The organism is Streptomyces sp. NPDC015131 (assembly GCF_043079975.1).
Taxonomy (GTDB): domain Bacteria; phylum Actinomycetota; class Actinomycetes; order Streptomycetales; family Streptomycetaceae; genus Streptomyces.
In genome coordinates, this window is the sequence record NZ_JBIBVB010000006.1 from 13,480 (window position 1) to 36,645 (window position 23,166).

At 72.5% G+C, this 23,166-nt stretch carries 23 protein-coding genes; 6 read left to right on the top strand and 17 right to left on the bottom strand.

What is annotated here, in order from left to right:
- Positions 1-7: 7 nt before the first annotated feature.
- Positions 8-211, bottom strand: coding sequence for a hypothetical protein (locus tag ACF08D_RS23180; protein WP_392224776.1), 204 nt, complete (start codon positions 209-211; stop codon positions 8-10).
- A 111-nt stretch (positions 212-322) separates the two neighbouring features.
- On the opposite strand from ACF08D_RS23180, the gene ACF08D_RS23185 reads away from it, so the two are divergent.
- Positions 323-1,135, top strand: a complete 813-nt coding sequence (locus ACF08D_RS23185) for a hypothetical protein (protein WP_392224778.1) — start codon at positions 323-325, stop codon at positions 1,133-1,135.
- An 85-nt stretch (positions 1,136-1,220) separates the two neighbouring features.
- Positions 1,221-1,403, top strand: coding sequence for a hypothetical protein (locus ACF08D_RS23190; protein ID WP_392224779.1), 183 nt, complete (start codon positions 1,221-1,223; stop codon positions 1,401-1,403).
- A gap of 11 nt (positions 1,404-1,414) precedes the next feature.
- Here the strand turns inward: ACF08D_RS23190 and ACF08D_RS23195 are convergent, their stop codons facing one another.
- Positions 1,415-1,768, bottom strand: a complete 354-nt coding sequence (locus ACF08D_RS23195) for a metal-sensitive transcriptional regulator (RefSeq protein WP_392224781.1) — start codon at positions 1,766-1,768, stop codon at positions 1,415-1,417.
- 193 nt (positions 1,769-1,961) lie between these two features.
- On the opposite strand from ACF08D_RS23195, the gene ACF08D_RS23200 reads away from it, so the two are divergent.
- Both ACF08D_RS23200 and ACF08D_RS23205 read left to right on the top strand, forming a co-directional pair.
- Positions 1,962-2,582 carry a DUF47 domain-containing protein gene (locus ACF08D_RS23200; protein ID WP_073757147.1) on the top strand — a complete coding sequence of 207 codons (621 nt, stop codon included), beginning with the start codon at positions 1,962-1,964 and terminating at the stop codon, positions 2,580-2,582.
- Between the two features lie 5 nt (positions 2,583-2,587).
- Positions 2,588-3,586 carry an anion permease gene (locus ACF08D_RS23205; RefSeq protein WP_392224783.1) on the top strand — a complete coding sequence of 333 codons (999 nt, stop codon included), beginning with the start codon at positions 2,588-2,590 and terminating at the stop codon, positions 3,584-3,586.
- Positions 3,587-3,696: 110 nt separating this feature from the next.
- On the opposite strand, the gene pstB is transcribed toward ACF08D_RS23205, so the two are convergent.
- The 11 genes from pstB to mshD all read right to left on the bottom strand — a co-directional run bounded on the left by pstB (position 3,697) and on the right by mshD (position 15,817).
- The gene (gene pstB / locus ACF08D_RS23210) at positions 3,697-4,473 is read right to left on the bottom strand and encodes a phosphate ABC transporter ATP-binding protein PstB (RefSeq protein WP_392224785.1); all 777 of its coding nucleotides are present in this window, start codon (positions 4,471-4,473) and stop codon (positions 3,697-3,699) included.
- A 21-nt stretch (positions 4,474-4,494) separates the two neighbouring features.
- Positions 4,495-5,562, bottom strand: coding sequence for a phosphate ABC transporter permease PstA (gene pstA / locus ACF08D_RS23215; protein ID WP_392225576.1), 1,068 nt, complete (start codon positions 5,560-5,562; stop codon positions 4,495-4,497).
- An 8-nt stretch (positions 5,563-5,570) separates the two neighbouring features.
- On the bottom strand, positions 5,571-6,560 hold the full coding sequence (pstC, locus tag ACF08D_RS23220; RefSeq protein ID WP_392224787.1) for a phosphate ABC transporter permease subunit PstC: 990 nt from the start codon (positions 6,558-6,560) through the stop codon (positions 5,571-5,573).
- Between the two features lie 111 nt (positions 6,561-6,671).
- Complete coding sequence (pstS, locus tag ACF08D_RS23225; protein ID WP_392224788.1) at positions 6,672-7,802, bottom strand: phosphate ABC transporter substrate-binding protein PstS; 1,131 nt, start codon at positions 7,800-7,802, stop codon at positions 6,672-6,674.
- Positions 7,803-8,703: 901 nt separating this feature from the next.
- A complete protein-coding gene (locus tag ACF08D_RS23230) occupies positions 8,704-9,123 on the bottom strand; it encodes an NUDIX hydrolase (RefSeq protein ID WP_392224789.1) in 420 nt (139 codons plus the stop codon).
- A complete protein-coding gene (locus ACF08D_RS23235) occupies positions 9,096-10,091 on the bottom strand; it encodes a CHAD domain-containing protein (RefSeq protein ID WP_392224791.1) in 996 nt (331 codons plus the stop codon). The genes ACF08D_RS23230 and ACF08D_RS23235 overlap by 28 nt, the downstream gene beginning before the upstream one ends.
- Positions 10,078-12,303, bottom strand: coding sequence for an RNA degradosome polyphosphate kinase (locus tag ACF08D_RS23240; protein WP_392224793.1), 2,226 nt, complete (start codon positions 12,301-12,303; stop codon positions 10,078-10,080). Before ACF08D_RS23240 ends, ACF08D_RS23235 begins: the two co-directional genes overlap by 14 nt.
- 174 nt (positions 12,304-12,477) lie before the next feature.
- The gene (locus ACF08D_RS23245; RefSeq protein WP_392224794.1) at positions 12,478-13,449 is read right to left on the bottom strand and encodes a hypothetical protein; all 972 of its coding nucleotides are present in this window, start codon (positions 13,447-13,449) and stop codon (positions 12,478-12,480) included.
- Positions 13,446-14,354 (bottom strand): ABC transporter ATP-binding protein, encoded by a 909-nt coding sequence (locus ACF08D_RS23250; RefSeq protein ID WP_392224795.1) that lies wholly within the window; start codon positions 14,352-14,354, stop codon positions 13,446-13,448. Before ACF08D_RS23250 ends, ACF08D_RS23245 begins: the two co-directional genes overlap by 4 nt.
- Positions 14,351-14,737, bottom strand: coding sequence for a GntR family transcriptional regulator (locus ACF08D_RS23255; protein WP_392224797.1), 387 nt, complete (start codon positions 14,735-14,737; stop codon positions 14,351-14,353). The genes ACF08D_RS23250 and ACF08D_RS23255 overlap by 4 nt, the downstream gene beginning before the upstream one ends.
- Positions 14,738-14,878: 141 nt before the next feature.
- Positions 14,879-15,817 carry a mycothiol synthase gene (mshD, locus tag ACF08D_RS23260; protein WP_392224798.1) on the bottom strand — a complete coding sequence of 313 codons (939 nt, stop codon included), beginning with the start codon at positions 15,815-15,817 and terminating at the stop codon, positions 14,879-14,881.
- Between the two features lie 143 nt (positions 15,818-15,960).
- On the opposite strand from mshD, the gene ACF08D_RS23265 reads away from it, so the two are divergent.
- The gene (locus ACF08D_RS23265) at positions 15,961-17,793 is read left to right on the top strand and encodes a bifunctional metallophosphatase/5'-nucleotidase (protein ID WP_392224800.1); all 1,833 of its coding nucleotides are present in this window, start codon (positions 15,961-15,963) and stop codon (positions 17,791-17,793) included.
- A gap of 169 nt (positions 17,794-17,962) precedes the next feature.
- Positions 17,963-18,838, top strand: coding sequence for a phosphatidylinositol-specific phospholipase C domain-containing protein (locus tag ACF08D_RS23270; RefSeq protein ID WP_392224801.1), 876 nt, complete (start codon positions 17,963-17,965; stop codon positions 18,836-18,838).
- Here ACF08D_RS23270 and ACF08D_RS23275 read toward each other — a convergent pair.
- The 4 genes from ACF08D_RS23275 to ACF08D_RS23290 form a co-directional block, all read right to left on the bottom strand.
- The gene (locus ACF08D_RS23275; protein WP_392224803.1) at positions 18,815-20,245 is read right to left on the bottom strand and encodes an ATP-binding protein; all 1,431 of its coding nucleotides are present in this window, start codon (positions 20,243-20,245) and stop codon (positions 18,815-18,817) included. The two genes, ACF08D_RS23270 and ACF08D_RS23275, sit on opposite strands and share 24 nt — an antisense overlap.
- Positions 20,242-20,967 (bottom strand): response regulator transcription factor, encoded by a 726-nt coding sequence (locus ACF08D_RS23280; RefSeq protein WP_392224804.1) that lies wholly within the window; start codon positions 20,965-20,967, stop codon positions 20,242-20,244. The genes ACF08D_RS23275 and ACF08D_RS23280 overlap by 4 nt, the downstream gene beginning before the upstream one ends.
- Positions 20,968-20,986: 19 nt before the next feature.
- Complete coding sequence (locus tag ACF08D_RS23285) at positions 20,987-21,964, bottom strand: S1C family serine protease (RefSeq protein WP_392224806.1); 978 nt, start codon at positions 21,962-21,964, stop codon at positions 20,987-20,989.
- Positions 21,965-22,116: 152 nt separating this feature from the next.
- A complete protein-coding gene (locus ACF08D_RS23290; RefSeq protein WP_392224808.1) occupies positions 22,117-23,145 on the bottom strand; it encodes a LacI family DNA-binding transcriptional regulator in 1,029 nt (342 codons plus the stop codon).
- Positions 23,146-23,166: the final 21 nt, after the last annotated feature.

The following is a 23,166-nucleotide window of genomic DNA, read 5'->3' on the forward strand; positions in this document are numbered from 1 at the left end:
CGCCCCGCTAGGCCCCTCCGGGTGCGGCGGCAGGCGTCCGGTGGGCCATGTGGTCCGCCGCGTCCGTGCGGGCGCGGTCCCGGGAGCGCCTGGCCGGGCCGGCCCAGCCGCAGGCGCAGCGGGCCACGGAGAACGAACCCCGCTCGGTGGTCGTGGCGTTGTGGACGTCCGGGCCGGAACCGGGTCCGGGCGTCTGGTCATGCGCGTGCACCCCTCCACGGTACCGGCGTGACGGCGGGCCCGTGCGGTCGTTAGTCGGGTGGGGCACCCCCCGGGTCCTCAGGGTCCAGGCCGACGGCACAGCGTTGGGGGTTGGCAGGCGATGGTGGTGCAGCACAGGCGCAAGGGCGGCGCGTTCGCCGCCGCGGCCGCCGTGATGGCGGCGACGGCCACCGGGTGTTCCGCGGCGGCCGACGCCTCGCCCGGGGCGGACCCGGGTGCGGCGGTCCGCGCGGCCCCCGACGCGCTGACACGGGCGGGCACGTCCAAGGCTCGGACCTCCATGGAGATGGCGACCGGCGGAACGCGGGTCACCATCAGGGGCGAGGGGGAGTACGACTTCTCCGCCCGGCACGGCCGGCTGAGGGTCGTCCTGCCCGAGGACCCCTCCGGGGCCGACGGCCACCGCCCGATCACCGAACTCCTCGCCCCCGGCGCGCTCTACATGAAGAACCGCGGCGCCGGTGTCCCCGCCGACAAGTGGGTCCGCGTCGACACCACCACCCTGGAGGACGGCAACCTGGTCACCGGCGGGGCGACCGACCCGGCCGCCGCGGCCGAGCTGCTGCGCGGCGCGCGGGACGTGACGCACGTCGGCGAGGAGGAGCTGGCGGGCGTCCCCGTCGTCCACTACCGGGGCGTGAGCGACCTGGGGCGCGCGGCCCGCCTCGCCTCGCCGCAGGTCCGCGGGGCGCTCGCGGCGGCGGCGAAAGGGTTCGCCCGGGACACGGTGCCCTTCGACGCGTACCTCGACCGCGAGGGGCGGCTGCGCAAGGTGCGCCACCAGTTCAGCTTCGCCAACGAGGGGCGCACGGTCGCCGTCGCCTCGACGACGCTGCTGTACGAGTTCGGCGCCCCCGTCGCCGTACAGCTGCCGCCGCGGAAGGACATCTACGCCGGCCGGGTCAGGGCCTGACCATCACCAGAATGGTCCGGACGTGCCATGCGCGGTCCGTGCGGGGCTCCCTACGCTAGGAAACCGACTCCGGCAGGAAGAGGTGATGCGCGTGGCCCCGACGCAGACGACCGTCCATGACCACGTCGCCCTCGCCGAGATCGAGCTGTGCGGTGAGTTGATGATCGCGGCGTCGGCCGCCGACGGGGAGCGGCTCAGCGCGGACCTCATCGACGAGGTGCTGAACGTCATACCCGAGGGGCGCGGCCGGTCCGCCGCGCCCCGGTGACCGCTCGGGCGTCAGGTCCGCATCATGCGGGCGATGGCCTTGGTGGCCTCCTCGACCTTGGCGTCGATCTCGTCACCGCCCTTGACGGCGGCGTCGGCGACGCAGTGCCGCAGATGCTCTTCCAGGAGCTGGAGCGCGAAGGACTGGAGGGCCTTGGTGGAGGCGGAGACCTGGGTGAGTATGTCGATGCAGTACACGTCCTCGTCGACCATGCGCTGCAGACCCCGGATCTGGCCCTCGATCCGGCGGAGGCGCTTGAGGTGCTCGCTCTTCTGCTGGTGATAGCCGTGCACGCCGTGGTCGTGATCCGTCACCGCGCCGTCCGTCTCCGTGACCGGAAGGCCGGCCGCCTCGGTGGTCGTCATCGCGTCCTCCCGTTGTCCGTCAAGGGTTTGTATACCCCTCATGGGTATATGGTACCGATCCTTTGCCGCAGGCGGCGGGGGCCGGTTCTGTTCACTGTGCCCGATGGGCGACACTGAAGAACGCCGGTTAGCCGTGGCCGGATGATGCGCCTAGCATCAGCCTGACCGAACCCATGCACCTAGAGGACCCCACGTGCGCTTTCGTCTGACCCCCAGGGAGACGAGCTTCTACGACATGTTCTCCGCGTCCGCGGACAACATCGTCACGGGCTCCAAGCTCCTGATGGAACTGCTCGGAGCGGATTCGTCCGCCCGGGCCGAGATCGCGGAGCGGATGCGGGCAGCGGAGCACGCGGGCGACGACGCGACCCACGCGATCTTCCACCAGCTGAACTCCTCCTTCATCACGCCGTTCGACCGCGAGGACATCTACAACCTCGCCTCGTCGCTCGACGACATCATGGACTTCATGGAGGAGGCCGTCGACCTGGTCGTCCTCTACAACGTGGAGGAGCTTCCCAAGGGCGTGGAGCAGCAGATCGAGGTGCTGGCACGGGCGGCCGAGCTGACCGCCGAGGCCATGCCCCACCTGCGCACCATGGACAACCTCACCGAGTACTGGATCGAGGTCAACCGGCTGGAGAACCAGGCCGACCAGATCCACCGCAAGCTGCTCGCCCACCTCTTCAACGGCAAGTACGACGCCATCGAGGTGCTCAAGCTGAAGCAGATCGTCGACGTGCTGGAAGAGGCGGCCGACGCGTTCGAGCACGTGGCCAACACGGTGGAGACCATCGCGGTCAAGGAGTCCTGAGCTTCGTGGACACCTTCGCACTGGTCGTGACCATCGGTGTCGCGCTCGGCTTCACTTATACGAACGGCTTCCACGACTCGGCGAACGCCATCGCCACGTCGGTCTCCACGCGGGCCCTGACCCCGCGCGCGGCGCTCGCCATGGCCGCGGTGATGAACCTGGCCGGTGCCTTCCTCGGCAGCGGTGTCGCCAAGACGGTCAGCGAGGGCCTGATCGCCACGCCCGAGGGCTCGCGCGGCATGGGCATCCTCTTCGCGGCGCTGGTCGGCGCGATCGTCTGGAACCTGATCACCTGGTACTTCGGCCTCCCCTCGTCGTCCTCGCACGCGCTGTTCGGCGGCATGGTCGGCGCGGCGCTCGCGGGCGGGACGACTGTCTACTGGGGCGGTGTCGTCGACAAGATCGTCATCCCCATGTTCGTGTCGCCGGTGGTCGGCCTGGTGGCCGGCTACCTGGTGATGTGCGTGATCCTCTGGCTCTTCCGCAAGGCCAACCCGCACAAGGCCAAGCGGGGCTTCCGGATCGCCCAGACCGTCTCGGCGGCCGGCATGGCGCTCGGCCACGGCCTCCAGGACGCCCAGAAGACCATGGGCATCGTGGTGATGGCGCTGGTCATCGCCGATGTCCAGGACGCCGGCGACGAGATCCCGATCTGGGTCAAGATCGCGTGCGCGGTGATGCTGTCGCTGGGCACGTACGCGGGCGGCTGGCGCATCATGCGCACCCTGGGCCGCAAGATCATCGAGCTGGACCCGCCGCAGGGCTTCGCCGCGGAGACCACGGGCGCGTCGATCATGTTCGGTTCGGCGTTCATCTTCCACGCGCCGATCTCCACGACCCATGTCATCACCTCGGCGATCATGGGTGTGGGCGCCACGAAGCGCGTCAACGCAGTGCGGTGGGGCGTCGCCAAGAACATCATCCTCGGCTGGTTCATCACCATGCCGGCGGCGGCGCTGGTCGCCGGCGCCAGCTTCTTCGTGGTGCGGCTGTTCTTCGGCTGACCGCCCGCCGCCACGGCCACGGAACATGAATGGGCCCGCCCCTGGGAGAGGGGCGGGCCCTTCGCCGTGCGGTGGCACCGCCATGCAGCACCGCAGGACGTGCGGGGTGCTTATCCGAAGCGGCCGGAGATGTAGTCCTCCGTGGCCTGCACCGACGGGTTGGAGAAGATGCGCTCCGTCTCGTCGAGCTCGATCAGCTTGCCCGGCTGGCCGACCGCGGCCAGGTTGAAGAAGGCCGTGCGGTCCGAGACGCGCGCCGCCTGCTGCATGTTGTGGGTCACGATGACGATCGTGAACCGCTCCTTCAGCTCGCTGATCAGGTCCTCGATCGCGAGCGTCGAGATCGGGTCGAGCGCCGAGCAGGGCTCGTCCATCAGCAGCACGTCCGGCTCGACCGCGATCGCACGGGCGATGCACAGGCGCTGCTGCTGGCCGCCGGAGAGACCGGAGCCGGGCTTGTTGAGCCGGTCCTTGACCTCGTTCCAGAGGTTCGCGCCCTTGAGCGAGCGCTCCACGACATCGCTCAGCTCGTTCTTCTTGTAGTTGCGGTTCAGCCGCAGCCCCGCCGCCACATTGTCGAAGATCGACATGGTGGGGAAGGGGTTGGGGCGCTGGAAGACCATCCCGATCGTGCGGCGGACGGCGACGGGGTCGACGTCCTTGCCGTACAGGTTCTCGTCGTCCAGCATCACCTTGCCCTCGACGCGGCCACCGGGGGTGACCTCGTGCATCCGGTTCAGGGTGCGCAGGAAGGTGGACTTGCCGCAGCCGGACGGGCCGATGAAGGCGGTCACGGAGCGGGGCTCGACGGTCATGGAGATGTCGTCGATCGCCTTGTGGGAGCCGTAGTAGGCGGTCAGGCCGCTGACATCGATGCGCTTGGCCATTTCAATCACTTCCAGGTGGCCTCAGCGGCCGGTCTTCGGGGCCTTCCAGCGGGCGATGCCGCGGGCGACCAGGTTGAGGATCATGACGAAGGCGATCAGGACGAGGGCGGCGGCCCAGGCGCGGTCGTACGACGCCTCGCTGCCGACCCGGTACTGCTCCCAGATGTAGAAGGGGAGCGAGGACTGGGCACCTTCGAACGGATTGGTGTTGATCAGCTGGCTGCCGAAGACCAGCAGCATGATCGGCGCGGTCTCACCGGCGATACGGGCGATGGCGAGCATCACACCGGTCGTGATGCCACCGATCGCGGTCGGGATGACCACCTTGAGGATGACGCGCCACTTCGGTACGCCGAGGGCGAGCGCCGCCTCCCGGAGCTCGTTCGGTACGAGCTTGAGCATCTCCTCGGTGGAGCGGACCACGACCGGGATCATCAGGATCGCCAGCGCCAGCGCGCCCATCAGGCCGGACGGCGCCAGGCCCGCGATCAGCATGATCGACAGGATGAACAGGCCGGCGACGATCGAGGGGATGCCGGTCATCACGTCGACGAAGAACGTGACGGCCCTGGCGAGCGCGCCCTTGCCGTACTCGACGAGGTAGACGGCGGTCAGCAGACCGATGGGGGCGGAGACCAGGGTGGCGAGGCCGACCTGCTCCAGGGTGCCGATCAGCGCGTGGTAGACACCGCCGCCGGGCTCGAAGCCGGGTACACCCGCCATGGAGTGGGTGAGGAAGTACCCGTCGAGGACCTTGATGCCCCGGCTGACCGTCACCCAGATCAGGGACAGCAGCGGTACGACGGCGAGGACGAAGCACACCCAGACCACGCTGGTGGCGAGCCGGTCCTTGGCCTGGCGCCGGTTCTCGACGGCCGAGGTGACCGTGTACGAGACGATCACGAACAGCAGGGCGGCGATCAGCCCCCACTGCATCCGGCTCTCCAGCCCGGCGCCCGCGCCGATGGCGGTGCCGAGGGCCACCGCGACGGCGGCGAAGCCGGCCGGGGCCCAGCGCGGCAGACGGCGCCGGCTGAGGTCGCTCGGGGGCAGGGAGTGGGACTGGACGGGCGTCGCGTCCTGGACCATGTTGCTCATCAGGCGTTCGCCCCCGAGTACTCCTTGCGGCGCGCGATGATCAGGCGGGCCGCGCCGTTGACCAGCAGGGTGAGGATGAACAGCACCAGGCCGGAGGCGATCAGGGCGTCCCGCCCCAGTTCATTGGCCTCGTCGAACTTCGCGGCGATGTTCTGGGCGAACGTCCCGCCGCCCGGGTTGAGCAGGTGCAGCGAGATCACGAAGCTCGGGGACAGCACCGTCGCGACGGCCATCGTCTCGCCGAGCGCGCGGCCGAGGCCCAGCATCGAGGCGGAGATGACGCCGGAGCGGCCGAAGGGCAGCACCGAGAGGCGGATGACCTCCCAGCGGGTCGCGCCGAGCGCGAGCGCGGCCTCCTCGTTCATCCGCGGGACCTGGAGGAAGACCTCGCGGCTGACGCTGGTCACGATCGGCAGGATCATGATGGCCAGCAGGATGCCCACGGTGAACAGCGACCGGGCGACGCCGATCTCGGTCTTCTCGAAGACGTACGTCCAGCCGAGGACCTGGTCCAGCCAGAGGTTGAGGCCCTCCAGGTACGGCACGAGGAACAGGGCGCCCCAGATGCCGTAGATGATCGACGGCACGGCGGCCAGCAGGTCGACCACGTACGCGAGGGGCGCGGCGAGCCTGCGCGGCGCGTAGTGCGAGATGAACAGCGCGATGCCGACGGCGATCGGGACCGCGATCACCATCGCGATGATCGAGCTGACGATCGTGCCGAAGAGCAGGACCGCGATGCCGAAGACGGGGGGCTGCCCGGCCGGGTTCCAGTCGAAGGTCGTGAGGAAGTTGCCCTCGTTCTCGGAGAGGGCGAGCGAGGCCCGGTAGGTGAGGAACACGGCGATCGACGCCATGATCACCAGGAGCAGGATGCCGGAGCCCCGGGAGAGGCCGAGGAAGATCTTGTCGCCGGCGCGGCCGGTGGACGTCTTCCCGGGCTTCTTGGCGGCCGGCGGCGCCGGCGCGTTGTCAGTCGTTATAGCCATGATCTTTCCGGTCTGTGTGGGAGAGGCCGCGGTGGCGGCTCCCCTGGCGGCGGTGCACCGGATGGGGTGGGGCCGGCCCGGCGAGCGGCCGGGCCGGCCCGTGCGTAGGGGTTACGAGAGGCCGTTGACCGTCTCGCGGACCTTGGCGTTGATCTCGGCCGGGATCGGGGCGTAGCCGGCGTCGGACAGGACCTTCTGGCCCTCCTCCGAGGCGGTGTACGTCAGGAAGGACTTCACCGTGCCGAGGGTCTCGGGCTTGTTGCCGCTGTCGCAGACGACCTCGTACGTCACCAGGACGATCGGGTACGCGCCCTCGGCCTTGGTGGCGTAGTCCAGGTCCAGGGCGAGGTCCTTGCCGGTGCCCTTGACCTTGGCGGCGGCGATGGCCTTGGAGGCGTTCTCCGAGGTGGCCGCGACCGGGGCGGAGGCGCCGGTGTCGATCTGGACGGTGGGGATGTTCTGCGAGGTGGCGTAGCTCAGCTCGAAGTAGCCGATGGCGCCCTCGGCCTGCTTCACCTGGGCGGCGACGCCGGAGGAGCCGGACGCGGCCTGACCGCCGGGGGCGGGCCACTTCTTCTCGGCCTCGTACGGCCAGTCCGCCTTGGCGGCCTTGCCGAGGTACTTGCCGAGGTTCTGGGTGGTGCCGGAGTCCTCGGAGCGGTGGAACGCCTGGATGGCGGTGCTCGGGAGCTTGGCGCCCGGGTTGAGCTTGGCGATCGCCGGGTCGTCCCACTTCTTGATCTTGTCGTTGAAGATCTTGGCGATGGTGGGGGCGTCCAGGACGAGGTCCTTCACGCCGGGCACGTTGTAGCCGATGGCGATCGGGCCGCCGACCATCGGGAGGTTGATGCCCTGGCCGCTCTTGCAGACCTTCTTGGACTCGGCGACCTCGTCCGGCTTCAGCGCGGAGTCGGAGCCGGCGAAGCCGACGGTGCCCTGGTTGAAGGCGACGATGCCCTCGCCGGAGGAGGAGGACTTGTAGTTGATCTCCACGCCGGTGCAGGCGGCCATGTAGTTCTTGACCCACAGGTCCATGGCGTTCTTCTGCGCCGAGGAGCCCGAGGCCAGGAGCTGCCCCTTGGCGCCGTCGCACTTGATGTTCGACGCGGCCCCGGTCTTCTTCTCACCGTTCGTGGCGCCGGTGTTGTCGTCCGAACCACACGCCGTGAGGACCAGGGCGCCGGAGACGGCAAGGGCGCCGAGCGCGGTGGCGCGAAGCCCGTTCTTGCGCGAAAGCTTCACTTTCGGGTGTTCCTTCCAGGAGCCGCCGGCCAGGTGGTCGTGTGCGGCGGCGTGTGTCGGGGAGCGGGTGATGGCGTTCACCTCGTAGGGCCGAAATTAGGCAGAACAGGTGAAGCGGCCGACGGAGGAGAGTGAACGGCAGGTGAACCGTGACGGAAGCCGTGGTGAGGGGCCGCGCGGCCCATTGTCGGGCGGCGCCCCGCCCCCGCCCGGTGCCCCTTGCGCGGGGCGGCGGCGTGTGCGGCGGGCCGCGCGGTGCGTGCGGCCGGGGGCGTACGCCGGTGCGCGGCCCCCTGCGGGGATCACCCGCGCGGGCGGCACGCCGGTGGGCGGGGGTCACCCCGGGGGGTGAGGCCGGGGTGGGGCCGTGCCCCTCGCCCCACCGGCCTGCAGTCGGCGTACCACCGGGCTGGCCCCGCGCCCCTCCCACCCACGACCCGCGGTCGGCGTACGGCCGGGGTGGGGCCGTGCAGGGTCGCCCCCGCAGCGGATCGGCGGCGTCGCACGGTCACCCGACCGGTAGGGCAACCCGCCGACCGCGAGGAGGTGAGCCCGGAGGGGCCCCGCCCCCCACGCACCCGCAGCTTCCGAGGGCACCGCCCTGGTGGGCACCCGTTGTGCCCACCCTCCCCCAAGCTCTCGGCTTCGCTCGAGCAGGGGGGACCCCCATCGCCCTGCGGGACGATTGCCCACAACGGGTGGAGGTGACCGCCAGGCGCACCGTCCCGGGTGCCCCGTTGTGCCCACCCTCCCCCAAGCTCTCGGCTTCGCTCGAGCAGGGGGGACCCCCATCGCCCCAGCGGAACGAATGCCCACAACGGAACGGGGTGGGCGACCGACGGGCGCGCTGCCCACAACGGACCGGGGTGGGCGCGGTACGCGACGGGCGGTGTCCTCGGCGTCAGGGGTGCCGCGCAGTCAGGAACGCCTTGATCGTTTCCTTGTCCTTTTCGTACGTGAGCCGCGTCAGCGTCGCCTCCGGGGTGAGCCACAGCAGGTCGTCGACCTCATGGTTGCGGCGGAACACGCCGCCCGTCGCCTCGGCGGACCAGTAGCGGACCTCCTTGGGGCGGCCGGCGACCTCGTAGCGCGACGTGGGGAGCTCGGGGCCCGGCGCGCAGGTCATGCCGGTCTCCTCCCGCACCTCCCGCACCGCCGCCGTCAGCGAGTCCTCGCCCGGCTCCAGCTTGCCCTTGGGCAGCGACCAGTCGTCGTGCTTCCGTCGGTGGATCACCGCCAGCTCGACCCCGCCGCCCGCGGCGCGGCGCCACAGCACACAGCCCGCCGCCCGGATCACGTCGTCACCACCGTGCGCTGCCATACGCGCTGGAAGGCGTGGCGCGCGGCCTCCACCTCGTGCCGCTGGTCCGCGTGCAGCACCCCGAGCGCGTACGCCGTCGCGGGGGCGATCCTCGGCGTCCGCGCGGCCGTCGCCGCGGCGGCGGCTGCCTCGGCGGCGTCCCGGTGGCGGTCCAGCGCCCGGCCCGCCTCGTACAGCGGGGGCTGCGCGCCCCGCACCTCGCCCGCGTACCGGTGCAGCCGCAGCAGCAGCCGTACCTGGTGCCAGGGCCCGTCGAGCTGCTCACCGCCCACGGCCGGGGCCATCGGCAGGGAGCCGACCGCGTCGAGGAGGCGCCGCTCGACGGCCTCGGCGGGCGGGCCGAGCACCTCGGAGGCGGGGGCCGCCGCGGCGGGGCCCAGGGGCACCTCGGAGGCGAGCAGCGCGACCGCGTCGGCGACCGCGTGGAAGCGGGAGGAGCCCAGCGCCTGGAGGGCGGCGGAGTGGGCGCGGGTCCTGGCGAGCGTGAGCTGCCGGTCCAGCAGGGCGCCCGCCCGGGCGGCGCCCACGGCCAGCGCCCCGGTCCCGGTGGCGGGGCCCCTGGGCGCGGGGACGGTCGCCGTGCCGCCCGACAGCCGGGCCAGCGCGTCGACGAGCCGGACGAGCCGTGACGTACAGGCGTGTTCGGCGGCCAGGGTGCCGGAGAGCCAGGCGAGTTCGGTGCGCAGGTGGTCCGCCCAGGCGGCGTCCAGGAGCGGCCGGAAGGTGTGCAGCGTGCCGCTGATGCGGCGGGCGGCGGCGCGCAGGCCCCGGGCGGCCTCCTCGGAGCCGGCCGTGTCGGCGCCGCTGTCGGTGTGGAGGCGCAGGCTCCGCAGGAAGTCCCCCGCGCGGGCGTGGAGGTAGGGGGCCAGCACCTCCCCGGCGGAGCCACCGGCAGCTGCGGAGCCACCGGGGCCGGCGGAGCCACCGGGGCGGTCGGCGCCGGCGGGGATGCGGTCAGGGTTGAGCACGTCGGCGCCTCCGCGCGTCGATCAACATCTCCTGGACGTGCCGCAGCGGACGGCCGTCCTGGTCCGCGCAGTGGCGGGTCCAGTCCCCGTCCGGGCCGAGGTGCCAGGACGAGGTCGAGTCGGCCATGCCGGTGTCCAGCAGCCGGTCGAGGGCGGCGCGGTGGGCCGGGTCGGAGACCCGTACCAGCGCCTCGATGCGGCGGTCGAGGTTGCGGTGCATCATGTCGGCGCTGCCGAACCAGACTTCGGGCTCGCCGCCGTTGCCGAACGCGAAGATGCGGGAGTGCTCCAGGAAGCGCCCGAGGACGGAGCGGACGCGGATGTTCTCCGACAGGCCGGCCACGCCCGGCCGTACGGCGCAGATGCCGCGTACCCAGATGTCGACGGGCACACCGGCCCGCGAGGCGCGGTAGCAGGCGTCGATGACGGCCTCGTCCACCATGGAGTTGACCTTGAAGCGGACGTGGGCGGGGCGGCCCGCGCGGTGGTGGACGATCTCCTTGTTGATGCGGGAGATCAGGCCGTCGCGCAGGGACTTGGGCGCGACGAGCAGGCGGCGGTAGGTCTCGCGGCGGGAGTAGCCGGAGAGCCGGTTGAACAGGTCGGAGAGGTCCGCGCCGACCTGCGGGTCGGCGGTCAGCAGGCCCAGGTCCTCGTAGAGGCGGGCGGTCTTGGGGTGGTAGTTGCCGGTGCCGACGTGGCTGTAGCGGCGCAGCGTGTCGCCCTCCTGGCGGACGACGAGCGACAGCTTGCAGTGGGTCTTGAGGCCCACCAGCCCGTACACGACGTGGCAGCCGGCCTCCTCCAGCTTGCGCGCCCACTTGATGTTGGCCTGCTCGTCGAAGCGGGCCTTGATCTCGACGAGGACGAGGACCTGCTTGCCGGACTCGGCGGCGTCTATGAGGGCGTCGACGATCGGCGAGTCGCCGGAGGTCCGGTAGAGGGTCTGCTTGATGGCGAGGACGTCGGGGTCGCCGGCGGCCTGCTCCAGGAACGCCTGGACGGAGGTGGAGAAGGAGTCGTACGGGTGGTGCAGCAGGACGTCCCGCTCGCGCAGCGCGGCGAAGATGTCGGGCGCGGACGCCGACTCGACCTCGGCGAGGTCCCGGTGGGTGCCGGCGACGAACTTGGGGTACTTCAGCTCGGGCCGGTCGAGGGCGGAGATGCCGAAGAGGCCGGTGAGGTCCAGCGGGCCGGGCAGCGGGTACACCTCGGCGTCGGACACCTTCAGCTCGCGGACGAGGAGGTCGAGGACGTACGGGTCGATCGACTCCTCCACCTCCAGCCGCACCGGCGGGCCGAAGCGGCGGCGCATCAGCTCCTTCTCCAGCGCCTGGAGGAGGTTCTCGGCGTCGTCCTCCTCGACCTCCAGGTCCTCGTTCCTGGTCACCCGGAACATGTGGTGCGCCAGCACCTCCATGCCGGGGAACAGCTCCTCCAGGTGCGCGGCGATGACGTCCTCCAGCGGGACGTAGCGCTGCGGGGACGCCTCCAGGAAGCGGGAGAGCAGCGGGGGGACCTTCACGCGCGCGAAGTGGCGGTGGCCGCTGACGGGGTTGCGCACCACGACGGCCAGGTTGAGGGAGAGGCCGGAGATGTACGGGAAGGGGTGCGCGGGGTCGACGGCGAGCGGGGTGAGCACCGGGAAGATCTGCTGGCGGAACAGCGTGAAGAGCCGCGCCTGCTCCTTCTCGGTCAGGTCGGGCCAGCGGATGAGGTGGATGGACTCGTCGGCGAGGGCGGGGGCGACGTCCTGCTGGAAGCAGGCGGCGTGCCGGGCCATCAGCTCCCGCGACCGGGTCCAGATGAGGTCGAGGACCTCGCGGGGCTGGAGGCCGGAGGCGGAGCGGGTGGCCACGCCGGTGGCGATGCGGCGCTTGAGGCCGGCGACCCGGACCATGAAGAACTCGTCCAGGTTGGACGCGAAGATCGCCAGGAAGTTCGCCCGTTCGAGGAGGGGCGTCGCCGGGTCCTCGGCGAGCTCCAGCACCCGTTCGTTGAACGCCAGCCAGCTGCGTTCCCGGTCGAGGAAGCGGCCGGCCGGCAGCTCGGCGCCCGCGCCGTCGTCCTCGTACCCGTCGAGATCGGCGTCGAGATCCCGGGCCAGGTCGGACACGGGCACATGGGCCACGGTGTGCGGCCGGTGCGCGGCTATGGAGCCGACGGACGGCTGGGACTGCGGGACCTGGACCTCGGCGGGCTGCTGGCTCATGGCACCATTCTTCCGCGCGAGGGGCTGGTCAAGCGCGTCGGAGAGGGCCGCGGACACGGCGGGCTTCATTGGCAGAGCGTCGCAAGCGTGTCTGAATGGCCGGTAACGGTGACGTGACGTGCTGGGGGCGGGCGCCCGGACCCCCGTCCCGGACGCCCGCCCCCGGGCGGGTGGTCACGCGTGGTGACGGCGCAGCGCCCGGAGCGCGAGGACGACGGCGATCGCCGCGAGGCCGAGGACGATGGCGCTCTCGACGAGCTGGAGGGGCCAGAAGTGCGAGGCGGGGTGGTGGTCGAGGTAGTACGTCACACCGCTCCTGGTGTCGCACAGGGCCGGCCGCGCACCGGGTGCCTGGAAGCAGGTGTCCATGTTCAGGCGGGCACCGGACGGGGTCAGCATGCCCCGCTCGACGGTCCAGGTCATGGAGTCCCTGAAGGGCGGCGTGGTGGTGCCGGTGAAGGTGCGGACCGGCCACAGGTGGGCGCGCACCTGTGACAGGAGGAGGGCGAGGGCTCCCATGACCGCGGCGGTCACGGCCATCGCGGCGACCGTACGGCGTACCAGGAGGCCGGCGAGGGTGCCCAGGGCGATGCCGAGCACCGCGGAGGCCGCCGGGACGACGCCCATGGAGGCGTACATCGTGGGCGCGTACCAGTAGGTGGGGAAGTCGTGGGCGGGGCCGGTGGACCAGGCCCAGTGGAACATCAGGGCGAGCAGCGCGGCCCCGGAGACGGTGACGGCCAGCGGGACGGCGAGCTTGGCGGCCAGCCAGCGGGTGGGGCTGACGGACTGGGTCCAGACCAGTCCGTAGGTGCCCGCCTCCAGTTCCCTGGCGATCATGGGTCCGGCCACGAACGCCCCGGCCAGGGCGGGGAGCACGGTGATGCCCACCGCGGTGTACTCGACGAGGTGGCGGGCGAGCCAGATGGCGTCGATGTAGTCCTGGCCCGGCTGGAAGCAGCGCGGGTCCCCGGAGGCCAGGGTGCAGTCCACCGCCCGCAGGGCTTCCTCCGCGTGGTCCGCCCACAGGCGGGAGCCCAGCATCACGGCGATCGCGGCGGCGAGCAGGCCCAGTGCCGTCCACAGGGCCCTGCGGTGCTGGCGTACGACGACCCAGGGCGCGCCCGTCAGGAGTCCGGCGCTCATGCCGCCACCGTCCCCGCCGGGGACGGGCCGGCGTCCGGGGTGGCGTCCGGGGTCAGGAGCGGTGGGGCGTCCGGGGCGCGCAGGTGGGCGAGCAACAGGTCCTCCAGGGACGGTTCCGTGGTCTGCCAGGGCTCCGGGACGGCCGGGCCGGCGGGGCGGATCAGCGCGGTGAGCCGGCGGCCGGTGACGTGGGACTCGACGACCGTGTGCGGGGCGAGGTCGCCGTCGGCCGGGCCGGTGACCAGGGTGTGGGCGGCGAGGACGTCGTCCACGGCGCCGCCGAGGCGGATCCGGCCGTCGTCGACCAGCAGCAGGTGGTCGCAGACGTCGGCCAGCTCGCCGAGGATGTGCGACGACATCACGACGGTGGTGCCGCGCTCGGCGGTGTCGGCCATCAGCGCGCCCATGAGCTGGTGGCGGGCGAGCGGGTCGAGGTCGGCCATCGGCTCGTCCAGCAGCAGGAGTTCGGGGCGTTTGCCGAGGGCGAGGGCGAGGGCGAGGCGGGTGCGCCCGCCGCCGGAGAGGGTGTGGACGCGGGCCCCGGGGTCGAGCGGGCCGGCGACGCGCCGGGCCGCGTCGGCGTCCCAGCGCCCCGGGTTCAGCTCGCGGCCCATGCGGAGCGTCTCCGCGACCGTGAGCCTCGGGTACAGCGGGCGCTGCTGGGCGACGTATCCCACGCGGGCGCGGGCGTCGGCGGGGTCGGTGCCGAGGACCCGGACGGTGCCCGAGGTGGGGCGGGCCAGCCCGGCCGCCAGGGCGAGGAGGGTCGACTTGCCGGCGCCGTTGCGGCCGACGAGTGCGCAGACGCCGCCCTCGGGTATCCGGAAGGCGCAGTCGCGCAGGGCGGGCGCGCGCCGCCGCCCGTACCGCTTGGTGAGGCCGCGGGCCTCCAGGGCGCTGTTCATCGGTCGTCCCCCTCGTAGGTCTGTTCCAGTACGGAGGTGAAGAGGGCCGTCAGGTCGTCCCGCTCCAGTCCGGCCGCCCTGGCGCGGGCGGCCCAGTCGGCGAGTTCGCCGCGGAGCGGGGTGTCGGCCGGGGCGGCGCCCAGGGTCCTCCGTACGAAGGTGCCGAGGCCCCGGCGGGCTTCGACGAGGCCCTCCCGTTCCAGCTCGCGGTAGGCCTTGAGCACCGTGTTCGGGTTGATGGCGGTGGCCTCGACGACCTCGCGGGCCGTGGGCAGCTTGTCGCCGGGCTCCAGCAGGCCCAGGCGGAGGGCCTGTTTGGTCTGCTGGACGAGCTGGAGGTACGTCGCGACGCCGCTGCGCCGGTCGATGCGGTACGCGATCACGCGCCAGCACCACCCTTTCACTAATCAAGTAGTGAAAGGGTGGTGTAAGAGAGGGCGGGGTGTCAACCCGGAACGATCAGCCCCCGGGGGCCCGTCCCGTACGGCCGGCGACCCCGCCCCGATCCCGCGCGCTCCCGCGCGTCACGTCTCCGAGCGGTACATCAGGTCCACCTCGTGCGTGGTGAAGCCCATCCCCTCGTACACCCGCACCGCCGCCGTGTTGTCGGCGTCCACGTAGAGCATCGCCGTCGGCACCCCCTCGGCCGCCAGGTGGCGCAGCCCGACCGCGGTGAGGGCCTTGCCGAGGCCGCCGCCCTGCGCGTCCGGGGCGACCCCGACGACGTACACCTCGCCGAGCTGCTCCTCGGCGTGCACCTTCGTCCAGTGGAAGCCGGCGATCTCCCCGTCGGCCTCCCGGACGGCGAGGAAGAAGCCCTTCGGGTCGAACCAGGGCTGCGCCTTGCGGTCGTCCAGGTCGCGCTGGGTCAGCGAGCCCTGCTCGGGGTGGTGGGCGAACGCGGCGGCGTTGACGGCCAGCCAGGCCGCGTCGTCCTCGCCCGGGACGAAGGTGCGCACCGTGACGCCCGGCGGGAACACCGGCTCCGGCAGCTCCCCCGGGGCGGTGAGCGGCCGGCGCATCTGCCGCAGCTCCCGGAACAGGGTCAGCCCGAGCACCTGCGACAGGTGGCGGGCGGCCGACTTGCCGCCGTGCGCCCACACCCGCAGGCGCTTGCCCGAGGCGGCCAGCAGGGCCGAGCCCAGCGCCCGGCCGTGGCCGCGCCCGCGGTGCGAGGGGTGGACCACCAGCTCGGCGGCGGGCGCCTCGACCGGGTCGGTGTCCTCCAGCTGCGCGTAGCCCACGAGTTCGCCGCGGACGGTGAGCAGCAGGTGGGACACCCCCTCGCGGCGCCCGCCGCCGATCCGGATGCGGCCCTGCTCGGAGACGGCCTGCATCCCGTCGGAGCCCGCGGCGTCGGCGAGGAGTGCGAGGACGTCCCCGGCCTGCTCGGGCGTGAGCTCGTCGAAGGTGTCGATACGTCGGCCCGGCTCAAGGGCCGGTACGGGGGCGTCAGTCGTCATGGGTACGAGCCTACGACCGGGCGCCGGTGCCCGATGGCAACCACCTCGTAACCCGCCAACCCCTGTTGCGCTACGCGCGTTGACCCTAGGCTGCGCAAGGCCACGGAACGGGCCGAGGAACGTGTTGAGCAACAAGGGGACAGATGTCAGCGACACCGCAGAAGAACCGGGCGGGACGGCGGATACTCGCCACCGCCGCCGGACTCGCCACTGTCGGCGCCCTGGTCGCCGCCCTGCCGGCCGGCGCCGGTGAGCGCGGCGGGCACCACGGCGGCCACGGCCACGGGCACGGCGGCGGCCACCACGGCCGTACCGTCGACGTGCAGCTTCTCTCCTTCAACGACCTGCACGGCAACCTGGAGCCGCCGGCCGGCTCCTCCGGCCAGGTCACCCGCACCCACCCGGACGGCACCACCGAGAAGATCGACGCGGGCGGTGTGGAGTACCTGGCCACGCACCTGCGGACCGCCCGCAAGGGCAACCCGTACTCGGTGACCGCCGCCGCGGGCGACATGATCGGCGCGTCGCCGCTGATGTCGGGGCTGTTCCACGACGAGCCGACCATCGAGGCGCTCAACAAGCTGAAGCTGGACGTCTCCTCCGTCGGCAACCACGAGTTCGACGAGGGCGCCCGCGAGCTGGCCCGGATGCAGAACGGCGGCTGCCACCCGACCGGCGGCTGCTACGAGAAGGGCAAGAAGTTCCGCGGGGCCGAGTTCCCCTACCTGGCCGCCAATGTGACGGACGAGAAGACCGGCCGGCCGATCCTGGACCCGTACGTCGTCTGGGAGCGCAAGGGCGTCAAGATCGGTTTCATCGGCGTGACGCTGGAGGGGACGCCGAACATCGTGACCGCCGAGGGCGTCAAGGGCCTGAAGTTTGGTGACGAGGTCGAGACGATCAACAAGTACACCAAGGTCCTGGAGCGCAAGGGCGTCAAGTCGATCGTCGCCCTGATCCACGAGGGCGGCGCGCCGGCCTCGTCCTCGTACAACTACGACTGCGACAGCCCGGGCGCGGGCGACGGGATCTCCGGCCCGGTCGTCGACATCGCCAAGAAGCTGAACCCGCAGGTCGACGCCCTGGTCACCGGGCACACCCACCAGGCGTACGTGTGCACGATCCCCGACCCGTCGGGCAAGCCGCGCATGGTCACCTCGGCCTCCTCGTACGGCAAGCTCTTCACCGACACCACCCTCACCTACGACCGCCGCACCCGCGACATCGTGCGGACGTCGGTGGAGTCGGCCAACCGCGTCGTCACGCGTGACGTGCCGAAGGCCGCCGACATGACGTCGCTGATCGAGCGCTGGAACGCGCTGGCCGCGCCGATCGCCAACAAGCCGCAGGGGTACATCGCGGCCGACATCAACGGCCGCGGCTCCACCGCGTACGAGAAGCCGCTCGGCGACCTGATCGCCGACGCGCAGCTCGCGGGGCTGTCCCCGGCCGACAAGGGCGGGGCGCAGATCGCGCTGATGAACCCGGGCGGTATCCGCTCCGACCTGGTGCACAAGGCATCCGGCGCCGAGGGCGACGGGGTCGTGACCTACGGCGAGGCGTTCACCGTCCAGCCGTTCACCAACATGATGAACGTGGTCGACCTCACCGGCGCGCAGCTGGTGGCCGGCCTCCAGCAGCAGGTCAGCGGCGCCAACGAGGCGTCCCCGAAGATCCTCCAGGTGTCGAAGGGCTTCACCTACACGCTGGACATGACCAAGACCGGCGCGGCCCGGGTGGTGGCGGACTCGGTACGGCTGAACGGCGCGCCGATCGACCCGGCGAAGACCTACCGCGTCGCCATGAACGAGTTCCTCGCGGGCGGCGGCGACGGCTTCCCGGCCCTCGCGCAGGGCACGAACAAGCTGGTCGGTGCGTCCGACCTGGACGTCTTCAACGCCTACCTGGCGGCCAACTCCTCGGCGGCGGCGCCCCTCGCGCCGCCGGCCGCCGACCGGATCACGGTCGTGAAGTAGGGCGCGTCGCCACGACGCGACCTGCGGCGCAGTCAGGACGCAGATCAGGGCGCGGAGCAGGACGCGGACGGCGGTACGGAGCGGGGCGGCGGGGCCGGTGGACGGCCCGCCGCCCCGCGGCGTGTCCCGCCCCTGGTGTCGTTGTCGTGTACGCGCCATACTCCCGCGCATGGACCTCAGCCGACGGAGCTTCCTCGCGGGTACCGCCGCCGTATCCGCCACCGCCCTGCTGGGCACACCCGCCCGCGCCCGCACCCGCACCCGGGTGCTCGGCACCCAGGACTGGATGGCCCGCTTCCCCGCCGACACCCCGCTGCGGGCGCTGACCATCCCCGGAACGCACAACTCCGGCGCCCCCGCCGGAGGGCCGTGGGTCGCCTGCCAGAACACCACCGTCGCCCGGCAACTGGACAGCGGCATCCGCTACCTGGACGTCCGGTGCCGGATCACCGGCGACTCCTTCGCCATCCACCACGGCTCCTTCTTCCAGAACCAGATGTTCGGCGACGTCCTCGTCGCCTGCCGCGCCTTCCTGGCCGCCCACCCCTCCGAGACCGTGCTGATGCGCGTCAGGCAGGAGTATTCCGAGGAGTCCGACGCCTCCTTCCGGCGGATCTTCGACCTCTACCTCGACGCCAAGGGCTGGCGCCCCCTCTTCCGTATTGGCGACGGGCTGCCCGCGCTCGGCGAGGCCCGCGGCAGAGTCGTGCTCCTGGCCGACAACGGGGGCCTGCCCGGCGTCCGGTACGGGGACGGCGCGCTGTTCGACGTCCAGGACGACTACATGGCCGAGCCGAACGCCAAGTACCCCACGATCGAGGCCCACTTCCGCAAGGCCGCCGCACAGCCCGGCAAGCTGTACGTCAACCATGTCTCCACCGCCGCGCTGCTGCCGCCCCGCTGGAACGCCGACCGGCTCAACCCGCGCGTCCACGGCTTCCTCGACGGCACGGCGAGCACTTGGCGGGGCCTCGGCATCGTCCCGATGGACTTCCCCAACACCCGCGCGGGCCTGGTCGAGTCACTGATCCGGCACAACCCCTGAGCCCGGCGGGGCGGGCGGCGGGGTCGGCGCCCCCGGCAGCCGGATCACGGCCCGCGTACCGCCGCCCTCCGCCGCCGCCAGCGCCACCTCGCCGCCCGCCTGCCGCACCGTCCGCGCCACGATCGACAGGCCCAGCCCCGACCCCGGCAGGCTCCGCGCCGACGGCGACCGCCAGAACCGCTCGAAGACGTGCGGCAGCTCCTCCGGGGCGATGCCCGGCCCGTGGTCCCGCACCACCAGCTCCCCGTCCACCAGCGACACCTCCACCGTGCCGCCCGGCTCCGAGAACTTCACCGCGTTGTCCAGGACGTTCACCAGCGCCCGCTCCAGCGCGGCCGGCTCCGCCCGTACGTACCAGGGGCGCACCTCGTCCGCCGACACGGTCAGCTCCGGGCCGCGCAGCCGGGCCCGGGACAGCGCCGTGTCCAGCACCTCGTGCAGCGCCACCACCTCCAGCCGCCCCGGGGCCGCCGCGTCGGGCCGGGCCAGCTCCTGCAGATCGCCGATCAGCGACGCCAGTTCCGTCATCTGCGCCGTCACCGACGCCAGCAGGGCCCGCCGGTCCCCGGGCGGGATCGCCCGCCCCGTCTCCTCGCTGCGCGCCAGCAGCTCGATGTTGGTGCGCAGCGAGGTCAGCGGGGTGCGCAGCTCGTGCCCGGCGTCGGCGATCAGCCGCGCCTGCCGGTCCCGGGACGACGCCAGCGCGGCCGTCATCGCGTTGAACGACCGCGACAGGCGGGCGATCTCGTCCTCGCCCTCCACCGGGATGCGCACCGTCAGGTCCTCGGTGCGCGCCACGTGCTCCACCGCCCCGGTCAGCCGGTCCACCGGCTTCAGCCCGGTCCTGGCCACCCACAGCCCGGCCGCCCCGGCGCCCACGACCCCGATCCCGGCCAGGGCGGTGAGCACCAGCGCCAGGCGGCTCAGGGTGGCGTCGATCTCGCCGAGCGGCCGGGACACGGAGGCCGTCACCGGCACCCCGCCGACGGTGGTCCGGTAGCTGTGCACCCGCACCTCCGCCCCGCCGTCCGTGGTGCTGTCGTGCACCGATTCCGCCGCGCCGCCCAGCACCTCCAGGTCCTCCGGCCGCACCTTGACCGGCGGGTAGTACGGCGCGACACAGCGCCGCCCGTCGGGCAGGACGAGCTGGACGTACGCGAAGTTGGCGGTCTCGGCGGACGGCTGGCGCAGCCGTACCCCGCACGCGTCGAACGCCTCCCGCAGCACCTCGTCGGGGGCGCTGGTGTTCCGCAGCGAGGCGTCCAGCTCGTCCCGCATCTGGGCGCGGGTGAAGAACCAGCACGCCACCGACACCGCGGCCACCGCCACCGCCACGGCCACGGCGGTCAGCAGGGCGAGGCGCGAGCGCAGCGGCAGCGCGCGGAAGCGGCGCACCGGGCCGGTCACTCGGCGGCCCCGCTCCGCAGCACATAGCCGACGCCGCGCACGGTGTGCACCAGCCGCGGCTCGCCGCCCGCCTCGGTCTTGCGCCGCAGGTACATCACGTACACGTCCAGGGAGTTGGAGCTGGGCTCGAAGTCGAAGCCCCACACCGCCTTGAGGATCTGCTCCCGGGTCAGCACCTGCCGCGGGTGCGACAGGAACATCTCCAGCAGGGTGAACTCCGTCCGGGTCAGCTCCACCGGCCGCCCGGCCCGGGTCACCTCACGGGTCGTCAGGTCCATCCGCAGGTCCCCGAAGGCCAGCACGTCACCGGCCGGCTCCGGGGCGCCGGAGGCCGCCGCGTACGAGCTGCGCCGCAGCAGCGCCCGGATGCGGGCGAACAGCTCGTCCAGCTCGAACGGCTTCACCAGGTAGTCGTCCGCGCCCGCGTCCAGGCCCGTGACACGGTCGCCGACGGTGTCGCGGGCGGTGAGCATCAGGATGGGGACGGTCGAGCCGGCGGCGCGGATGCGGCGGGCGGCGGTGAGGCCGTCCATGCGGGGCATCTGGATGTCGAGGACGACGAGGTCGGGGGCGTGCGCGTCCATCTTCTCCAGCGCGTCGGCGCCGTCGACGGCCACGTCCGTCCCGTACCCCTCGAAGGCGAGGCTGCGCCGCAGCGCCTCGCGGACGGCGGGCTCGTCGTCGACGATCAGGATGCGGTCGGCGTCAGCGGTGGTGTCCATGGGGTCAGCGTCGCACGGGTCAGGAGGCGGTCCCGGACCCGGAGCGCAGGGCGTCGAGATCGGCCTTGACGGTGTCGACGGGGATGGCGAAACCGAGACCCACGCTGCCCGCCGTGGAGCCGGTGGCGGAGCTGGGGGAGTACATGGCGGAGTTGATGCCGATGATCTCGCCGTTCATGTTGATCAGCGCGCCGCCGGAGTTGCCCGGGTTGAGCGAGGCGTCGGTCTGGATCGCCTTGTACGTGGTCTTCGCGTCGCCCGTGTCGCCGTTGAACTGCTGCCCGCCGAACTCGAAGGGCCAGCCCTGCCCGTCGCCGGGCCGCTGCTGCTGCCCGGAGCGCCCGTCGTCGCTCCGGGCGACCGTCACGTCGCGGTCCAGCGCGGAGACGATGCCGCTGGTGACGGTGCCGGTCAGGCCCTCGGGGGAGCCGATCGCCACGACCTCGTCGCCGACCCGGACCTTGCCCGAGTCGCCGAGCGCGGCGGCCTTCAGCCCGGACGCGCCCTTCAGCTTGATCAGCGCCAGGTCCTTGCCCGGGTCGGTGCCGACGACCCCGGCGGTGTACGTCTTGCCGTCGCTGAGCCGGACCGACACCTCGGACGCGCCCGCCACGACGTGGTTGTTGGTGACGATCTCGCCGTCGGCCGTGATGATCACGCCGGAGCCGGTGGACTTGCCGCCGCCCGTCGACGCGTTGATCTCCACGATGCTCGGGGAGACCGCCCGGGCCACGCCCGCGACCGTGCCGGTGCTGGAGCTGGACACATTGGTGCCGTTCACGGCCCCGGTGCCGGCCGGCGCGGTCCCGTTCCCGGTCAGCTCCTGTACCAGCGCCGAGGCGCCCCCGCCGACCAGGGCCGCGGCCACCGCGACGGCGGCGATCAGCGCGACCGGGCGCCGGGGGCGGCGGTGCGCGGCGGGCGGGTACGCGGGGGGCGGCGGGTAGGCCGCGAAGGAGGAGGTCTGCTGCGGGTCACCCTGGGAGTAGTCCGTCATGGGGACGACTCTCGGGGGCGTGGATGAGAGCCGTCTGAGGAGGCCCTGAGAGTAGGGGAAAAGTCTCGTACGCCCGGGATAAAGCCCGGGGCGCCCGGGGGTTCCGGGGGGCCGCCCTTGTGCCGGGAGCCGCCGGGGCCGCCCGCCGGGGGTTACTGGCCGTCGCAGCCGCAGGACCGGCGCACTATCAGCGCCGACGGGAACTGCTTGACCCGCTCGCGGCGCGATCCGGCCACCCGCAGCCCGTCGTCCAGCACCAGATCGACCGCCGCCCGGGCCATCGCCGGGCGGTCGGAGGAGATGGTGGTCAGCGGCGGATCGGTGAGCGCCGCCTCCTTGACGTCGTCGAAGCCCGCCACCGCCAGGTCGCCCGGCACGTCGAGGCGCAGCTCGCGGGCCGCGCGGAGCACGCCGATCGCCTGGTCGTCGGTGGAGCAGAAGATCGCCGGGGGCCGGTCGGGGCCGGCCAGGATCTTCAGCGCCACCTGGTAGGCGTCGTAGCGGTTGTACGGGGCCTGGAACAGCCGGCCCTCCACCGAGCGGCCGGACTCCAGCATCGCGCGGCGCCAGCCCTCCTCGTGGTCGGCGACCGGGTCGCCCACGGCGGGGGTGTTCTCCACGCCGCCGAGGCAGGCCACGTACGCGTGGCCGTGCTCCAGGAGGTGCCGGGTGGCGAGCTGGGCGCCGCCGATGTCGTCGGTGACCACCGCGACGTCGTCGAGGGCCTCCGGCCGCTCGTGCAGCAGCACCACGCGCGCGTCCCACGCCTCGATCTCCTGGGCGGCGCGCTCGCTCATGCCCTGGCTGACCAGGATCAGCCCGGCGACCCGCATGCCGAGGAAGGCCCGCAGATAGTGGATCTCGCGTTCGTCGCGGTAGTCGGAGTTGCCGACGAGGACCATCTTCCCGCGGTCGGCGGCGGCCCGTTCGACCGCGTGTGCCATCTCGGCGAAGAACGGCTGCCGGGCGTCGGGGACGATCATGCCTATGAGGTCGGTGCGGCGCGATGCCATGGCCTGGGCGACCCGGTCGGGCCGGTACCCCAGCTGCTTGATCGCGGCGAGCACCCGCTCGCGCGTGGCCGGGGCGACCGGCCGGGGTCCGTTGTTGATGACATAGCTCACGACCGCGGTGGATGTCCCCGCCAGTCGTGCCACATCGTCCCGCGTCACCTTGGCCACGCGCGGCAGTCTACGCGGGGT

Coding starts and splice junctions, on each gene's coding strand:
- ACF08D_RS23240 (WP_392224793.1), bottom strand. CDS start 12,303: ATGAGCCAGCAGCCCGCCGAGGTCCAGGTCCCGCAGTCCCAGCCGTCC.
- ACF08D_RS23195 (WP_392224781.1), bottom strand. CDS start 1,768: ATGACGACCACCGAGGCGGCCGGCCTTCCGGTCACGGAGACGGACGGC.
- ACF08D_RS23265 (WP_392224800.1), top strand. CDS start 15,961: ATGTCAGCGACACCGCAGAAGAACCGGGCGGGACGGCGGATACTCGCC.
- mshD (WP_392224798.1), bottom strand. CDS start 15,817: ATGACGACTGACGCCCCCGTACCGGCCCTTGAGCCGGGCCGACGTATC.
- ACF08D_RS23245 (WP_392224794.1), bottom strand. CDS start 13,449: ATGAGCGCCGGACTCCTGACGGGCGCGCCCTGGGTCGTCGTACGCCAG.
- ACF08D_RS23270 (WP_392224801.1), top strand. CDS start 17,963: ATGGACCTCAGCCGACGGAGCTTCCTCGCGGGTACCGCCGCCGTATCC.
- ACF08D_RS23285 (WP_392224806.1), bottom strand. CDS start 21,964: ATGACGGACTACTCCCAGGGTGACCCGCAGCAGACCTCCTCCTTCGCG.
- pstA (WP_392225576.1), bottom strand. CDS start 5,562: ATGGTCCAGGACGCGACGCCCGTCCAGTCCCACTCCCTGCCCCCGAGC.
- ACF08D_RS23250 (WP_392224795.1), bottom strand. CDS start 14,354: ATGAACAGCGCCCTGGAGGCCCGCGGCCTCACCAAGCGGTACGGGCGG.
- ACF08D_RS23280 (WP_392224804.1), bottom strand. CDS start 20,967: ATGGACACCACCGCTGACGCCGACCGCATCCTGATCGTCGACGACGAG.
- pstB (WP_392224785.1), bottom strand. CDS start 4,473: ATGGCCAAGCGCATCGATGTCAGCGGCCTGACCGCCTACTACGGCTCC.
- pstC (WP_392224787.1), bottom strand. CDS start 6,560: ATGGCTATAACGACTGACAACGCGCCGGCGCCGCCGGCCGCCAAGAAG.
- ACF08D_RS23230 (WP_392224789.1), bottom strand. CDS start 9,123: ATGGCAGCGCACGGTGGTGACGACGTGATCCGGGCGGCGGGCTGTGTG.
- ACF08D_RS23185 (WP_392224778.1), top strand. CDS start 323: ATGGTGGTGCAGCACAGGCGCAAGGGCGGCGCGTTCGCCGCCGCGGCC.
- ACF08D_RS23190 (WP_392224779.1), top strand. CDS start 1,221: ATGCGCGTGGCCCCGACGCAGACGACCGTCCATGACCACGTCGCCCTC.